The sequence below is a fragment of the Rhodopseudomonas pseudopalustris genome (assembly GCF_900110435.1).
In the GTDB taxonomy this organism is placed as follows: domain Bacteria; phylum Pseudomonadota; class Alphaproteobacteria; order Rhizobiales; family Xanthobacteraceae; genus Rhodopseudomonas; species Rhodopseudomonas pseudopalustris.
Genome location: NZ_FODT01000018.1, coordinates 56,917 through 73,017, shown reverse-complemented (window position 1 = coordinate 73,017; position 16,101 = coordinate 56,917). Strand labels below are relative to the sequence as shown.

Sequence of the window (16,101 nt, the reverse complement as noted above, 5' to 3'; positions counted from 1 at the left end):
TCACTTCCACGCATCGTCTTCCCCTCGAAGCATTCGCATCGAAGGGAATCATGCCGAGAGGCCTGCCGCCAGTGCCTTTTTCAACAGCCTGCTAGGTGATTTCTTGTCACTTAGCACTGAATAATTGGTCGCCAAAGCTGTCTAGTTATTCAACTATTTCAACGCATTAGCTAAATTCTTACTCCCCTGCCCATGTTGTTGATTCACAATCATCTATTCGCTCGGGCGCAGACTTTCTGCTTAGCGACGATTTAGGGTTGGTCACAGACCAGATTGGGAAAGTTTTATCACCTCAGCCCCTGCATAGACCCACACTGACAGGGCCAAGGGAAAACTTTCACGTCCCACGATCGCCAGCACTATCCCGTTGAGTTTGTGATCGGACCGGTTGAACAAATCTCGCATGCTTTCGGCATCCCAGTACGATGGAGAAGGGATTGATTCGGGATGCGTGTGCCAATCGCCAATGAAGTGCAGCCCTTCACCATGTAACTGGTTGATTTCGCGCTGCTCGATGCTGCGGTTAGGCACATAACAGAATCGGCTACGCCGGTCCGACTTTCGTGGCCCTGTCGCTTTCTCGACCACAATGTTGGGGACTTCAAACCGAGCGAACAACTGGCCGCCGGCTTCGGCATGCCACCAATGCGTTTGGCGGTGCTTAGCCAAGTGATTGAGAACGCCGGTCGAGAAGACAAGGCATTGCCCGGATATTCCTATAGGATAAGCGATCATGCCGCTTGCTCGCCGACAGATTGGGCCGCCTTTGACGTAGGCCAGGGACGGGTCACAGAGATGCGCCCTTCCTCTCGGAAACCGTCATCTGCACACCACGCTTCAGTCCATCTCCCTCCGAGTTCGCGCAGCCTCTTTGCGCACCCTGCCCAAACATTATGAGTTGCACCGCACGCGTCGCCCAGAAGTGCATCAATTGCGACTTCACTTATAAGGCTGTTGACGAACCCGAGTTCAACAGGACCGTAAGGCTGGTAAACAGCCCCGCAAGCGGGCTCTTGGCGGGTGAAGTCACCGTTTGGCCATTCAGTCAGACGGAAAATCGGCAGGCCGGTCCTGTCAAATCCAGCGGTCAAGGCGGCGACGTCGTTCTCGATCAGCACGGCATGACCAGCGATGGCATGCGGCTCCGTCCATCCGTACAGTATCGGCATCAAACGGCCTTCATCGGCGTGCCAGGCGTCAAGCCGGCCGTCAGCGACCCAGCTCCCCGTCGCGGAAATGATTAGATCGCACGAGCGGAGCATGTCGGTATGGCTGCGTATCGCGGTATCGACGTCAACGTTGAACCTCTTTGCGACAATATGGGGCAACTCAGAGTGCAGTTTCCTTGCGAGCCCTTCCGCCTTGAACATCCCGACGCAGGTGGCCCCAAGCGGATGCCGTCCTATATTCGCCCACTTCAACACATCGGGGTCGATGAGGTTGAGATGCCCAACGCCAGCCTGCGCCAACGCAAGGGCAACCACGGCTCCAATCGACCCGCAACCGATAACGGCTACGCGCATGGTGGAAAGGCGCTGAGAGCGACTGTCCTGGCCACGCCCATGAATCCATGCAGCGTCCACACGGTGAACGGGCCGGCGCGCTAGTTTGCCGCTCCCAAAATATCGGGCCGTCAGCACTCCCTCGGGCACGGTGCCGCGGCGGAAGCCCTTTGTAAGAGGATCACGCGCTCCATGTTTCCGGGTTGCGGGCTCCTCGATGACAACACCGGCAATGGCTGGACCATTTGCGGTTTGCATTCCGAGTGCCGTCACGATCTTCGGGAGTTCCCCGCGTGCGAGGCGATTCAGTAGCGGTCCGGACTGCGCATCTTCGCGCGTGACAAGCGCTCGGAATGCATATCCCGTTGCCGGGTATTCGGCCGGGATGAGAGCCTGGTTCAGCCAGACAAAACCGGCGGGCTCGCTTGAAAATCCTTGAGGCCTTGAACCATTTCTATTTTCAAGCCAATGTAAGAGGTCTGCTTCGTTCTCGGCGAGAAGGTAATAGTTTTTCCCGCGCCACACCCGCACCTCGCGAGTGGGCCGCTCACATCGCAGCAGGCTGATCATGGAAGTTCCCGGATCAGCCGCATATTCCCAATATGTCGCAAACTCATCGCGGAATTCAGATTCGTAGCCACCGGCAACAAGCATCTCGACAAGGTCGGCTGCGGCCCCAAGCATTGCCTTGACAGTGCCGACGGGGTCATTCGGATCACCTTCCGCGATATTAGACGCAAGGCAAAGTAGGCCATCGCGTTCGACGTGTGGCCACGTCAGGAATGGTGGACGATCCACGAGTGCAACACGGGGTAGCAGCCAGGGGAATCCAACCGGAAGGAGCAGCTCCAACCGACGAATCCGATCCGCGAACTCCACGGTAAGCAGCCATCCTGCCCCGAAAGTACGACTGCCCGCCGCGAGTTCCTCCGCTGCAAGGCTCCTTGCCCCGAAGCCTGACTCTGCCAGCCACGCAGCAACCGCGGCGCGGGCATCCTCGAAGGCCCATGCTGCTGATCGATCCCCAGCCGCAACGTCAGGCATAGCGCCCGCCGCCTTCCTTGCGCACGGCGTTTTGCGATGCAGCCGCCGCACTCGACAAAAGGCCCGCCGAAATGATAGAGGGCGCGGCGACAGAGGCTTCCGCTGCGGCTTTTGCAGCCTTTTCGAGCCGGTCAGTGAAGAAGTTCGTGGCGAACACCTTGTCCCAGCAGCCCAGCGCCTTCTTCCGGGTGCAGTCAGCCTCGAACAGCGGCGCAAGGTTGTCGACCGCCTCCGTCAGCTTTTCTCGCAGGAACCGTGCGTTCGCGTCGTCATTGCCCTTCGTAATCGTCTCGTTCGGGGTGACTGGATGCTGGACAACGAGGTTGATGTTGAGCCGGTCACGGATCGCCTTCATCGTGTCATGCAAAGACTTGTCCTCTCGGTCCGCATCGCTACGAAAGCACTCGGTCACCAGCTTGGTGATGCCGAAACCGCTCAAAATCTGCCCCGACCAGCTATCACGGCTGCGGGCATACTTCTTGATATGCCGCGTCACGCGCCGGAGCTGACGCCCGTTTTCCCTATCGGGGCTCTGCCGCGTATTTTCCTTGTCAAACCACTCGGTGACATCGCGCGCATCAGAGCGCTTCCAGTCGGTACTGGCCAGTTCATAGTGATAAGTCTCGGTGCCGAACACGTCCTTAGTCGTTACACGGCGGTAGACCGGCACGTCAACGTGATAGCCAGCTTCATAGTAAACGCGCACGCAATTATTGCGAACTTCCGGTGGCGTCTTGAAGCTGCCATCGTCGAGCGCGTTGCGCACCATTTGTCGTGCCTGCAAGGCTGTCATTTCCGCGCCGCGCTCGCCGAGCAGGTCTTCTTTCGCGAAGTAAACGCCATCGTCGATGTCGTAATCCTTCTCCGGGTGCTGAACCATGGTCTTCATGGCGTAGCTGCCCTGACTCTTGAATTCGAGCGGTGTCGGCTTTTTCTTTTCTTTCAGCCCCTTCTTCAGACGGTCACGGTTGGCGTTGCGGCGATCACGCATCGTAGTCCGCTCTGACTGCGGCAGCGTGACCTTTTCGTCGTGATGGGCGAGGACGTCGTCGTGGCAGTTAAACATGGGTATCATCCTTTCTGCTAGACACTGTTGTGGTGGGTCCTTGTTCAAGCGAGACCCGGCGCTTCATTGGGGGTTCAGTTCGCTCAGGCGCAGAATTGAAGAGCGAGCAAATCATCGCGGCCTCGGGATCGCGGTCCCGATACGCGCACTTGCTGTTGGTCATATCCGCGTCCGTGCGCGCCTGATTGATAAGCGCGTTGATTGCCTCTTCGCGCGTGTCGTCAAGGTCGAGATACGGGATCAGCGCAGCCGGAACCTTGTCGGCCGGGAAGCGAATGATTGTGCAGAGCCGGTTGAAATGCCGCGCCAGCTTTTTCGCCATGTGATCATATGCGAATTGCTGCGCGTCGATTGAGAGCGCTGCGACGTCGCCGCCGAATTGCCAATCTGGTAGGCCGCGATGCACATTTTCTCGGGCGATCTGTTCACCGGCTGGTACAGGGCACGTGCCGAGGCAATAGATTTCGATAGGCTGGCCCGGCTCGGCAATATCAAGCGCCTCAATGAGGGCCACAAGAACAGGGTTGTTTGCCCAGAGGCCGCCATCAACGAAGACATTATACCCCTTGCCGCCGTTGTCGGCGTGGTTGATGGCGGCCATGGACCGGAAGATTGGTGCCGCACTCGTGGCAAGACAGACCTCGGCGAGCGTATAGGCATCGTCGCGATGGGTAGTGTCCGCGAAATGCGGGGTCTTGAAAACCCACGCATGGTGCTGGCTCATCTCAACGGCGGTAATCGCCAGCGCGATCCCGCGCTGCTCATAAATGTCCTTGAGGGTGATATGACCGAGCACATTTTCAAGTGCCAGCTGCAATGCAGCTTCGCCTTCCGCCAGCGCTGCAGGCCGACGGAAACTGTCGGGTACCGCCCCGATGAGGTTGGAAGGGAGTGGACGGCGAAAAATCGCCGCACCATGAAGGCGATAAAGATCAACCACTTTGGAAAGAGGAACGCCGGCAGCAAGCGCACAAGCGATAATGCCGCCGGTACTCGTGCCGACAATGAGGTTGAATGATGCGCCCATGTCGAGCGGTCCGATCTTGCGCCGCCGTGCAAATGCGGAAGCAACTTGGTCGAGGTAAGTGGCGGTGTATGTTCCCCGCATACCTCCGCCGTCCAGGCTCAGGACCCGAAAAGGCTTTATCTCCATGCTCATGCTTACCTCGACTCCAAGAGACGGGGCACGCTTGACCACCCCCATCAGATGCGAATAGAAACTTTACTGGACGGATTCGCACGATCCGTCAAGTTTCTTATCTGATCTAACGAGGATGGCATGACCGAGTCCGTACGTCGCATGCGCTGGAGCGTCGAAAATCGCTTGGAATTCATAGAGTTCCGGCTGTATTGGGACGGGTGGATGAATCGCTCCCATATTGTGGACCAGTTTGGTGTGTCGGTCCCTCAAGCGTCGGCGGACCTCGCCCGATACCAGGAATTGGCGCCCGACAATCTGGAATATGATCCCAAGGCAAAGCGTTTCAGGGCAACAGAGAGGTTTGTGCCCCGTCTGTTGAAACCAAACGCCGAGCGATATCTCGCGCAGCTAAAAGCTGTCGCCGATGACGTTATTGCCCCACTGGACACGTGGATCGGAGATTTTCCCGAGGCCGGGGTCACCCCAGTCCCGGCGCGCCGGGTTGACCCGATCCTCCTTCAGAAATTCCTGACGGCGATACGGGGGCAACGTTCAATCTCAATCCAGTATCAATCCATGAACGATTCACGCCCCGAACCTATGTGGCGGGAGATAACGCCCCACGCGTTCGGTTCTGATGGCCTGCGTTGGCACATTCGCGCGTATTGTCACCTGGAGAGCAAGTTCAAAGACTTCATTATTTCCCGCTGCCTTCAGGTTGGCAATATGGGACCGGCGCGTATAGAGGCAAACAAGGACTCGGGCTGGTTCACCTATTTCAATGTCGTGCTCATTCCTAATCCAAAATTGGCCCCGGCGCAGCAACGCACGATTGAATTGGATTTCGGGATGACCGAGGGGAAAACGGAAATCCGGGTCCGTCAAGCTCTTCTATACTATCTCGACAAGCGACTACGTCTCGACGTCGCTGAAAAGCAAGATCGCCCCAAAGAAACTCCAATCGTGGTTGCAAACCGTAAGGACTACGACAAAGCCCTAAAGACCATTATCTACTAGCGCAAATAGTGCGCGGACTCTTAAGGACAGCCAGTCCTATCCTGATGATCGATACGGCCTACGGGTTGACTCATAACAAAATGTTTCGGCCGGCAATCAGGCCGTCACAAAACACAATTGCCTCACCGCGACTGCAAAGAATTACGCCATCGACACCGCCCACGGCCGACATAGCAAGGCAGCTGTGGAAAGCGGTGCCCCGATTGATATCGCCGCCCTGCGGTATCGGGGGTGGGAGTAGTCGATAAGACCATCCCTGCACAGTGTAACCTCTGCCTGACCTGCAAGCCATGATCGCGCCGTCGTGAATCGCGCCATTTGTCGATAACGCGGCTTCATAAGAAGCAGCAAAGCTTTCATCGATGGGGATTCCCGTTGCGGGTTGAGGATCCCGCGGCATTGGCCAAGCATAAATGCTTGGAATGGCATTTGCACAAAGACAAAGCAGAAGTGCATTCTCAGGGGAAGCAAGGTATGCTGGGCTAACAGATCCTATCAGGTCGTTAAAGTGCGAAGACATTGTCATAAGAGACGATCGTGCAACATCTGATTAAAGTAAACCTTATCGTGTATGCCGCCGCCATTGCAGCAGGAATGGCGTCGCTTCTCTTGTTGGGCGCCGATCCTACGGCGGCGTTTGCGACTGCGACGAAGGTTGCAAGTGTAATCCAACTGATATCTCTTGCATTCATCTATTTCGCGTGGCGCTTCATTCCGGGATACAGCTTCTTCATTTTTCCTAATCTTGGCGGCGAATGGACGGGCCACGTGGTATTCACGACTGCCAACGGCGAACGAGAAATCAAGGCGGACCTTCACATAGATCAGAATGTCGCCACGATATCACTCGTGCTCACCACCGAAATGGCCGAATCGGAAACCATGGTAGTCTACCCCCGAAAGCTATCAAATTTTCGGCACGAACTTCTCTATGTTTACGAAACTCACAAAAAGGAAACTCTTCCACCGCCATCCTACCGCTATCGCGGGACTGCCATCATTAGGCTTGCGCAAGGCAACAACAAGCTTGCCGGAAGCTATTACACGGAGCAAGGGGGCACAGGCACGGTGACCTTCACCCGCAAACGAGGCAAGAGCTAATCTACGGCCTGTCACAGTTATTCAGATAACCTCGCAATACCTAATGTACGCTCGACCTGCTTTCGTAAATTGATCAGTCCGCGTGAATCGCTTGGAGTCTTTGGCACCGTAATGTTGTCAAGTCCGTCATATCCCGATTTAGGTTCTAGGCGGATATGGCGGTTATCAGACTTCTCACGGTAGCCGTGACGGGCGAGCAGCGACGTCAATTCAGAGGCGACCTTTTTCGGGTCCTTGGTCGCTCTTTTGAGATCGTCAAGCAGTTCACCGAGCTCAGGTGATAATGGCAATCCATCTGCAATGACCCCAAGAACAAACTTTGATCGGTCATCGAGGCCAGTCTGCTCTGCGCGCGAGAGGCAATCCAGAACAGCCATTCGTAGTCTGTCGGCAAACTCTCCCCTATAGATCTCCGAACCGAGCTTCTTCCCAAGTATCCCAAGTAAGGACTGATCTTCTTCTTCGGCTGATTCCTGTTCGGTCCTCGATGAAATCTGCTCTTCGAGCTGGACAATTTTCTCCTTAAGATTGACCACCTCCTCCTTGTAAAGCGCGTCCATGTCCGCAACGCTCAGCTTGTTGCGGTCGCGTTCACGCTGCAGGCGCAGCGCTTGTTCCTGAAGCTCCGTCCAGTCCCACCCTTCAGTGGGCATTTGAGTTCGGAGGTTCGTGGCTGTGTTACGTACGAAGACAAGCAGTTCTTCAGGATCGGGGGCACGAAAACCTAGGCGGGCTTGCCTAATGATTCCCCGGCCTGGAGCTGAAACGGCAATCGTGCCACCATAAGCATTCACGCCGCCGGTGAGATCACGGAGCCTGAAGGAAAACGCACTGTTTGGTTCCACGACAACGTGCGCAATGCCTCCAAGATCGAAGGCCAGCTTTTCGATCTGCTTGGCGTCCAGGACCCATTTCGACGTCCCTACTGCCGATACGTAGACAACAGGAAGGTGCTTTGTGGCAGCGCCAATGGTTGCCGCATGCGCAGCATTCAATGCCTCAACAGTATCGGCCAACCACACCGGCACATCGGAGACAGACAGATCACCGTCAGTCCCACCCCAGTTGTCGTTCAGCAACGCCTTGATGAGGTATGGTTTGCGGGGAAATGAAACACGGGCGTCATGGTGCTTGGCAAGACATTGAGTGCGTACTCGAATAAGGTCTTGGCCAGACACTGGTGTATCGCGACGTAGTACGGCCTCGGTTCGCCAGACGCGACCCTCGTTATCAGGAAAGTCATGGCGACATCCGATAGCCGTGAGACTTCCTCCCTCGCAAAATTCGCGAAATCGCAATTCCTCGCCACTTTTGGATCGCAGATGTGCGGTGTCGCCGTGAAGATCGGTCTCATGAGGGCGATCAAGGATCGTGCTGTAACTCGTTCCCTTTAGCCATGACACAACCTGCGCCACAAATTGCGCGCGGTCACGGATAGATCGTACGGGAAATTCGGTAGCCAGCGAGCTCATATAAGTACCATCGCGGCATCCTATTCGATGGTCAAGACTACTCTTGCCGTCAGAACTTGCAGGGCTTATTGGGCTGCAGCCCGTTGTCACGAACGTCCCCTGGCGGATGACGATACATTTTTTCCGACACGAGCCGATTTGCACTCAGAAGAGCAGAGGCGGCAGAAGCCAAAACGAGTCAAGTAGAGCCCGGAGTTCTCTAGTTTTTTGAGCTATTTGACTGAGGTCGCTCGCTAGACTTTTGTGCAAGGATAGGAATTCTTGATCTCAGCATTGAAGAACTTACCGACTGAATCAGCCATCATGAACCGCTCCCAAATGAATTGAGGGACATTCAAATATTGGTAGACGCCGGTCGTCTTGAACTCAATTTCGAGCGTTTCACTGGTGAGCTCGTACCCCACGGAAACAATATTTGACGAAGTTACAGGTTCACGCTCCACTGCCGCCTCCATTTTCTGTAGGCAGCTTCCATCGTGGATTTTGTGATCGCCACGCTGCCGCCAGTCCTTCATAGTCGCCCTTCTTCCGGCTTGCTGCCCAAGCTTCAACGACCGCAGGATCACCACTTTGTGGTCGCTCCGACTCTGGTGGAAGCGTTACGCGGCACCGGACAGGTAGGCGTGCCGCCTCGCCGATGATTATCGCTTCTCCGGTCCGCAAAACCGGAAGGCTATCAACGACCCCAGCCAAATTGTCAGGCAGCGAGGATTGAACGCGGGATCGATCGGTACTGTTGGATAATCGCAAAGCAAAGAAGGTACCACACTGAGATAGAATGGTATCATCCACCTCCGACGGTCGTTGGCTAACGACCATCGCTCCAACGCCGAACTTCCGACCTTCTTTCACGATCCTCTGAACCATTTCTCGAGCCGGACTATGTCCGTCCTTGCCGAGATAGCGGTGAGCCTCTTCCATTACAATCAACTGTGGCCGAAGGCGACCACCATCCGGCATTTCTCTGCCCCAAAAGAGCGCCTGATAGATTATATTTAAGATACCGCCAACAAGGCGGGTCATTACAATGCTTGGGATGCCTGAGAGGTCTAGAATTGTGATCGGCTTGTCGTGCCCGATCCAGTTCTCAAGTAGCGCAGGGAGGTCTTTCTTCACAGCACCAAGAAGATTTGGTTCCCAATCTCCCGGGTGCAGCATGAAGTCGTATTGGCGATCTAGGAGGCGCGATCGAAGAAGTGTCAGTGGCCTTCGAATTCCCAGCACCCCTGCGTTGTTCATAAAGGGACTAGAACTTCCGGCACCAGGCAATGGGTATTGAGGCGGTGTTAGCGTTTCCGGATCGCCATTGGCGATCCGGGCAGATTGCGTTCGCTGTTGATCTGTCCAAGTTTTGATCTCGGGATCGATTAGCTCGTACCATATCTTTTTTAGACTAAAGGGAATGGGGCTGTCAGACGTTAGCGACGTCGGATCGACGCCCAGAAAATTCGCCTTCTTATGGGCTGCCAGCTTGTCTTCGAGAATTTTGTCGAGAATCGGAGAGAGCGCCTTTTCTTCAAGGCGTCCCATCAGAAACTCGACGAGTTCCAGAATGTCCATCGCCCAATAGGGTACGTAGAGCGGTTCGCTGCCGTCCTGCGGATTGACCCGAAGTACCTTCGAAACATTCGCGAGAGCCTTGCCATACTCGCCGTGGACATCGAGCAAGAGAATGCGTGCGGAAGGAAATGCTGTTTCACCCGTGTGACCACCTGAGATCGACCTAAGCAAGCTCGCAACTGTCGTGGATTTTCCCGAGCCGGTGGAACCAAGAACTGCGGAATGCCTCGTAATCAGTTTTTCAAGATCGATGCGGACAGGAATACTCTCAGCAGCCGCAAGCCTACCGATCGTAACCTGTCCGCCATCAGCGGTTCCGTAAATTTTTGCGAGGTCGTCTTCAGTGACGATGTGGACCTCGTCGTTTATCCCTGGGTATTGACTAATGCCACGCTCAAAAGAGGCTTCAACGATCTCACCCACAAGCTGGATGGACATCCAGCGCTCACCGCGTTGGTTCGCGTCTCTCAGCACTTCAGGAGTTGCGGTCGCGCCCACGTCGGAAATGATCCCGTAGAGATCGTGGTACCCCTGTGGAATTCTTACAAAACTGCCTACTTGACCCACGCGGTAGCTTCGGCCGCCGATAATTGCGATCCCGGATGCGATTCCTTGGAATTGCTTCACACTAACCAAGGATCCGGAAACAGCCCCCACATAGCCGAGTAGCGTAGGCGCATTCATACCGCAGCTCCGGGAGCAGTTGGCACCGCCAGACCGGTAGGTGCCGCCCCAAAAACCTGTGTGGATCGAGAAGCGGCGAAGAATTTGCATAACGGTTCAATTGCGCCGAGCAAGAATTGCTGGGGATCACTTGGGTTCGGCTGCCCCCAATAGGATGCACGGATAGGCCCCCAATCCTTACTCGGTAAATCTGCCGGTAACACCCACGGGCCGGGGATGCCATTCATAACGGCTTTGTCTCGTGCGTAGACGCTGAAATTTGGGAGTCTGCTAGCGAGGTCGCAGGCCGCTTTCTCTTCGGCCAGGCTTTTGAACTGGAAAGCGAACACACTTGCGGATGGGTTCGAGGCGAGACCCTCGTCGATGCGCGCTGCTACATGGGCATCAGCAAAAGAAAATCCGATCGAGATCAACAAAGTGTCATCAGTGGTAAGAAAGGCTTTCAATCGATCCAGAAGCGCGCTGTAAGGTGCCTTTTGCGTCTGGTCGTACTTGAGGTGTTCAGGAAACACCAAATGCGTCGCGCTGCTCTTGCCCGAGCGAACGACCTCCTCTCGCTCGCCTTTGCACCAACCTAAAGAGCCGTGGAGTTTCCAGATTCGGGTCCAGCGGGCAGGCAAGTCATTGTTGGCAATCGAAACGGGATCAAAGAACGGTTCACGACCTCCAGTAAAGCCGTCGAAGTAAGGTGCACGAACGGCCTCAAAAGCCTCTTCGAGCAAGAGGTCGTAATTCGTTGTAAAAATTTCGATGGGGTAGTCACGCGAAGTACCTGTAACCCAGCTTACGAGGTCCGCATACGCGGACGGTCCTTTGGGAAGACGCGCGTCCACGACCTTGCCAATCGCTGTGCAAATCCGCTCGCCGCACGTATCGAAACCCTTTCCGTCCAGATCGTGGACTTTGCTTGCTCCGATAACTTTTGCGAGGGAGCGCACGCGCGAAAGGATGGTTTCAATATCGTGCTGGGGCAGCTCTGCCTTCAGTAATTTGATCAGCGGAGCATAATCGTGCTCGATGGCCTTGAGGACCAACTCCGTCAGCCCCGCCACAGCGGGTATAAGCGGATAGGTTCCATCTTCCTTGGCCATTCCCGCGGGACCGCCGGCTCCGATGAGAAGCCCAATTCTCTTCCGCCCCTGCGCGATGATCGTGCGCAGGGATGCCATGTACTGGTCCGGATTGTGAACGCTAAGACTCATGCCGCCCTCGTAGGAACTTTAAACCGAGGGTTGCATCTCGCTATCGGAATCGCCACTGCTTTAGTGGGGCCGGTTCACGCGATCCACCATTATCCCGCCCCGAATTCCCCGAGGCTGAAATAATCGCTCATTTTTTCAAATCGATAGGGACAGTTTCGAGCGCGGTCCATGTGCCAATTTTGTGCCGTGGAGCATTTTGTACGTTAGTGCAACCGAATGTAAGACGACCAGCAACACATTGAAAAACAATGGGAATGGATTGGAAGGCTACGTAACCGATTGTAAGAGACGTCAATGCATGAAAAAACCCGCCAGAGGCGGGTTAATTCATTGTAATCATTCAGAAAGTTTGGTTGCGGGGATAGGATTTGAACCTATGACCTTCAGGTTATGAGCGACGTCGACGGGGCTTGCCCTCACCGGCTACCTCGCCTCCCAATGCCCCTTGTTTCTTTTCCCCTCGGCGACATGGCCGACAAGGACGCTGTCTGCGATATCGTACACAGCGCCGATCTGATGGACGCGAAGTCCGAGCATAGTTTTCGATTCTGCGCAGGCAGCAAGGTGCTTTTTGGAAGGCGATAGCATTGCGGCTTCAACCCGGCACTTTCCGTTCTTCAGCTCCGCCGTGACCTTTTCAGCAAGCGTCGGCCACACCTCGTTTTGGTCGGCATTCCGCCTGATGCCGTCAAGCAAATCGACGAGTGTCTGAAGCCGGGCTGGCCCCTCCGATGAGGTGGCGAATTCGACGTGTATGGGGAGCCCCGTGAGCGCGCAGGACCGAATGTCCTCGGGATGTGACCGCTGCCCGCTCCAGAAGCAGGTTTGCGCTTCGGACGGCAGACAGTAGTTGCCGCTGATGGACTTCAACGCCTCGGATTTCAGGACGGACGCTTGTGAAAGACTGCTATTCACCAGCATGCTGTTTAATGCCCGCTTTCCGGTTGCAGCACAGGTTCCAATGACGCCCGGGAGGACGCGCTTTCCGGTTACCTCGCATGTGACCAGGACGCCGGGCCGTACCTTGAACCCCGTCAGCTCGCACGTCTCCGCCTCGTCGGCGGCGAGCGTCTGCCGTGTTTCGTGGCAGGTGATGAATTCGCTCCGGTGTCCGGTCTTTCCCGAGACGTCGGAGCGCGCCTCTTCGTCATTCCGGTAGGCCTTTCCGGAAAGCTGGCTTGTCGCCAACTCCGATTTCAGGACTTCGGCATCGGTGAAGGGGCACTTTCCGAACTGGTCGGGCTCGGCGCGCTTGCCGCTCATTGCCGAGGTTTTCATGAGCGCAGCCGCGACCTGCTTGCCCGTGACATCGGAGGTCTGAAGTTCATCCTGCAGCACGCGCTTGCCGCTGTAGGCGCACGTCGCCATGAACTCGGGCAGCGCCTTGCGCCTGCTGACCTCGGACACCTCAAGCAGATGACGCAGGGCCGTCGCTCCCGTCGCTTCACAGCGGTCAAGACAGGATGAGGGAACGGCCAGCCCTGTCTTGGAGCACAGTTCGGACGGTGGGGCCTCCACAACCCTCCGCTCATGCGGGCGCACGACGATTTCGGCCTCGTATGATCCCCCTGCCGGGAATCCAAACTTCGCGAGCATCACAAGGTCGCGGGAGGCCGCTCCCTCCAGTCCGACCAGGGAGATATCGAGGCGCGGCGTGAACTCGTCTTCGAGCTTCTTTTTCTTTCTGGCGTCGTCGCCCGCCGCGCCGACTTCAATCTCCCGTCGTTCCTCATAAAAACGGCAGAACTCTTCGACTGCGTCATCCTTTTCGGCAGCGGCGATCAGGCGGTCCCGGCTTAGCCCGATGGTTGCCGGGTCGCGGACCACCTTGCCGATCGGCTCTAACCCATTTGCTGCGGGATGCTCGGCGTAGTCTTCACCTCCGCAGTCCACATCGACAAGACGCTCGTAGCTGTCATGCGCGACTGTGGCGCGAACGCGAAGCAGGGCTTTCCCTTTGTAGAAGCTGCGGACTGTCGTCGCCTTCGCCGATTGCGGCTCCCCGCCGAATGCCTTGATCCACTCCTCCGTCAGCTCCTTGGCCTCCCTGCCGGCCGCGGCGTCGGCATCGGAGACACCGTGCATGCCCGAGGCGATCACGCGCTTGACCAGGCGACGGAAAGCCGGGGCCTCCTGGTCGTAGAGAATGACGCCGGGGCCCTGCGCCTCCGCGTGATTGTCGAAGCGGAAACGTTCGCGGATGTCCCCGCCCCTTGCGAGGTACTGTCCCGGCTTTTCCTCCTCGACAGTGGCGCCCAGCAACCCGAAAGCCGACAGCGTGAACTCCTTTGCGTCCATCGAACGGACGGGCGGCGGCAGCTTCGGGGTTCGCGGCCCGACGTACCCGGCTTCATCCATGCCGCCGAGCAGACTATTGATGTTCTGCTCCTCGCGCTCCAACTCGCGCTTGGCATCCTCGATGCTTTGCAGGGCGAGCGCCATGTCCCGCTCAACGTCTTTCTTGGCAAGTGCGGCGAGTACAAGCGTGAGGATGTGATCCTCAAAGCTGTCGGCGCTGTCCCCCTCGCCGTCATTGTCGATGTCCGTTCCCTGAAGGAGCGCCTCAATGTCCCCGATTGCGTGAGCCGCCATCTGCAGCTTTTCCATCAAGCGCCCGACGATGTAGTGTTCAAAGGTGCCGCTCAGCATGACATTGAAGATGCTGACTTTCTCGTGTTCGGAAGCCAGGCGCTGAATGCGGCCGATGCGCTGCTCGACGATCATCGGATTCCAGGGCAGATCGAAGTTCACCAGGACATTGGCGACCTGCAGGTTGACGCCTTCCGATCCGGCTTCGGTCGAAACGATGACGCGATAGCCGGGCGGGTTCTGCCGGAAGGCTTTGATCGTTTCCTGGTTCTTCTGGCCTGAATCGCCGTTGATGATGCCGACCTTCAATCCGTAGCCTTCAAGGAAGTTCTGGATCGTCGTCTGCGTCTCTCTTCGCGTCGTAAATACGACCAAACGCCAGCTTTCAGGATTCTGTTGTTTGAAGTTTTCGATGAGCTTGCCAAGGCCGGTCAGCTTGGCGCTTGTCGGCATAGTCGTCACGATAGCCTTGACGGCTTGGGCAAGTTCGGGCGGTGCCGTCCCTCTCCGGGCCATGTTCGTGAGCTGCGCCAGAAGGGCATCGGGACTGCTCACCAGGGCTTGCAGAATGCCAATCTGCGTGAGCCGATTCATTTTCTTGATCGGCTCGCGTATGACCTCGATTAGCTCCAGCTCCGCCGGTGTGGGAGGCAGTGGGTGCATCCGCACGACACGGGTTGGGAAAGCGAGGCGTGCATCGCCGCGGCGAACCCGCGACATGTAACCATAGACGATTGATCGAAACTCTTCCCGCGCATCCGCCTTGAGCTGCCGCGCCTGATCCCTTTCATCGGCAATGAAACGCCGGGCGAACATTCCGGCGCTGCCGAACGGGTTCTCGTGGCCGCGCGCAACGGTCAGGAGATCGACCAACGAGTAGAGATCCCAGAGACGGTTCTGGATCGGCGTGGCCGTCAGCATCAGGACGAACTTGAACCGCCGCTCTTGCAGGGCCTTGTGAAATTTCTTGGCCACCTGGGGCGGATTGGGAACGCCATGCAGGTTTCGAAGCTTGTGGGCTTCATCCAGGATCAACATGTCGAAGCGGTCTTCAGGCAGCTGTTCCAGATACAGCCGCGCCGAATTGTAAGTGGTGATCACCGCGCCGAGTTCATCATGGTTGGCCGTGAGCAATTCCCTTCCGGTCGCCACAATCCCCGGAATGCCGAATTTGGTTTCGAGCTCCTCCTTCCACTGCGGGCCGAGCAATTTCGGGCAGACGACCAGCACCTTGCTTACGCGCGCGCGTGCCGCCAGTTCGCTGACAATCAGCCCCGCACTGATCGTCTTGCCGAGACCGACATCATCCGCCAGCAATGTGACCGGCAGCCTGCGGCAGAAGGTCATCAGGTTTGTCACCTGATGATGGTACGGCTGAAGATGCTCTCGCCAACGCGGTGCCGACCGGACATCCTCCTCGCTGTCGATAACGATCGGCTCGGTCAAATCCCATTCGAGGCCCGCGCGGTAAATGCCGTAGTCTTCCGGGCGGCCGACACGGGTCAAAAGGATCGACTGAAATTTCGACGTTGCTGGCACAGACGCCCCGCATTATCAGCTAACCAATTGCAGTACTTTGCATCTACACACGCCAGCCCGCAAGAACCTATAAATTCGGCTGTTGGTAAGCACTATTGTTAGGCCGCCTAGACAAACCGCCGTCCTCATCGGCCCTCCCGTCCCTTTCTCCCGCGCGAATAGGACGACGGAAGAAGAATGGCAA

At 56.6% G+C, this 16,101-nt stretch carries 11 protein-coding genes; 2 read left to right on the top strand and 9 right to left on the bottom strand.

The window, feature by feature from the left end; translation table 11 throughout:
• Nucleotides 1-261: 261 nt before the first annotated feature.
• Genes BMY71_RS23560 through BMY71_RS23545 form a run of 4 tightly spaced genes read right to left on the bottom strand, consistent with a single transcriptional unit; the run spans nucleotide 262 to nucleotide 4,771 of the window.
• Entirely contained in the window at nucleotides 262-735 is a 474-nt protein-coding gene (locus BMY71_RS23560; RefSeq protein ID WP_092686311.1) for a Mov34/MPN/PAD-1 family protein, read from the bottom strand.
• Nucleotides 732-2,546, bottom strand: a complete 1,815-nt coding sequence (locus BMY71_RS23555) for a ThiF family adenylyltransferase (protein ID WP_092686310.1) — start codon at nucleotides 2,544-2,546, stop codon at nucleotides 732-734. Before BMY71_RS23555 ends, BMY71_RS23560 begins: the two co-directional genes overlap by 4 nt.
• Nucleotides 2,539-3,612, bottom strand: a complete 1,074-nt coding sequence (locus BMY71_RS23550) for a cyclic GMP-AMP synthase DncV-like nucleotidyltransferase (protein WP_092686309.1) — start codon at nucleotides 3,610-3,612, stop codon at nucleotides 2,539-2,541. The genes BMY71_RS23555 and BMY71_RS23550 overlap by 8 nt, the downstream gene beginning before the upstream one ends.
• A complete protein-coding gene (locus BMY71_RS23545) occupies nucleotides 3,605-4,771 on the bottom strand; it encodes a patatin-like phospholipase family protein (protein WP_244526149.1) in 1,167 nt (388 codons plus the stop codon). Before BMY71_RS23545 ends, BMY71_RS23550 begins: the two co-directional genes overlap by 8 nt.
• A gap of 120 nt (nucleotides 4,772-4,891) precedes the next feature.
• On the opposite strand from BMY71_RS23545, the gene BMY71_RS23540 reads away from it, so the two are divergent.
• Nucleotides 4,892-5,770 carry a BrxR family helix-turn-helix transcriptional regulator gene (locus tag BMY71_RS23540; RefSeq protein ID WP_244526148.1) on the top strand — a complete coding sequence of 293 codons (879 nt, stop codon included), beginning with the start codon at nucleotides 4,892-4,894 and terminating at the stop codon, nucleotides 5,768-5,770.
• A gap of 537 nt (nucleotides 5,771-6,307) precedes the next feature.
• Nucleotides 6,308-6,871 (top strand): Cap15 family cyclic dinucleotide receptor domain-containing protein, encoded by a 564-nt coding sequence (locus BMY71_RS23535; protein WP_139202723.1) that lies wholly within the window; start codon nucleotides 6,308-6,310, stop codon nucleotides 6,869-6,871.
• A 17-nt stretch (nucleotides 6,872-6,888) separates the two neighbouring features.
• Here the strand turns inward: BMY71_RS23535 and BMY71_RS23530 are convergent, their stop codons facing one another.
• The 5 genes from BMY71_RS23530 to BMY71_RS23515 form a co-directional block, all read right to left on the bottom strand.
• A complete protein-coding gene (locus tag BMY71_RS23530) occupies nucleotides 6,889-8,343 on the bottom strand; it encodes a hypothetical protein (RefSeq protein ID WP_139202722.1) in 1,455 nt (484 codons plus the stop codon).
• 233 nt (nucleotides 8,344-8,576) lie between these two features.
• A complete protein-coding gene (locus BMY71_RS25120; protein WP_244526147.1) occupies nucleotides 8,577-8,798 on the bottom strand; it encodes a KTSC domain-containing protein in 222 nt (73 codons plus the stop codon).
• Nucleotides 8,776-10,587, bottom strand: a complete 1,812-nt coding sequence (locus tag BMY71_RS23525) for an ATP-binding protein (RefSeq protein WP_210185072.1) — start codon at nucleotides 10,585-10,587, stop codon at nucleotides 8,776-8,778. The genes BMY71_RS25120 and BMY71_RS23525 overlap by 23 nt, the downstream gene beginning before the upstream one ends.
• Entirely contained in the window at nucleotides 10,584-11,756 is a 1,173-nt protein-coding gene (locus BMY71_RS23520) for an SIR2 family NAD-dependent protein deacylase (protein ID WP_210185071.1), read from the bottom strand. The genes BMY71_RS23525 and BMY71_RS23520 overlap by 4 nt, the downstream gene beginning before the upstream one ends.
• Nucleotides 11,757-12,212: 456 nt before the next feature.
• A complete protein-coding gene (locus BMY71_RS23515) occupies nucleotides 12,213-15,884 on the bottom strand; it encodes a DEAD/DEAH box helicase (RefSeq protein ID WP_244526146.1) in 3,672 nt (1,223 codons plus the stop codon).
• Nucleotides 15,885-16,101 lie beyond the last annotated feature (217 nt).

Coding starts and splice junctions, on each gene's coding strand:
- BMY71_RS23560 (WP_092686311.1), bottom strand. CDS start 735: ATGATCGCTTATCCTATAGGAATATCCGGGCAATGCCTTGTCTTCTCG.
- BMY71_RS23555 (WP_092686310.1), bottom strand. CDS start 2,546: ATGCCTGACGTTGCGGCTGGGGATCGATCAGCAGCATGGGCCTTCGAG.
- BMY71_RS23550 (WP_092686309.1), bottom strand. CDS start 3,612: ATGTTTAACTGCCACGACGACGTCCTCGCCCATCACGACGAAAAGGTC.
- BMY71_RS23545 (WP_244526149.1), bottom strand. CDS start 4,771: ATGAGCATGGAGATAAAGCCTTTTCGGGTCCTGAGCCTGGACGGCGGA.
- BMY71_RS23540 (WP_244526148.1), top strand. CDS start 4,892: ATGACCGAGTCCGTACGTCGCATGCGCTGGAGCGTCGAAAATCGCTTG.
- BMY71_RS23530 (WP_139202722.1), bottom strand. CDS start 8,343: ATGAGCTCGCTGGCTACCGAATTTCCCGTACGATCTATCCGTGACCGC.
- BMY71_RS25120 (WP_244526147.1), bottom strand. CDS start 8,798: ATGGAGGCGGCAGTGGAGCGTGAACCTGTAACTTCGTCAAATATTGTT.
- BMY71_RS23525 (WP_210185072.1), bottom strand. CDS start 10,587: ATGAATGCGCCTACGCTACTCGGCTATGTGGGGGCTGTTTCCGGATCC.
- BMY71_RS23520 (WP_210185071.1), bottom strand. CDS start 11,756: ATGGCATCCCTGCGCACGATCATCGCGCAGGGGCGGAAGAGAATTGGG.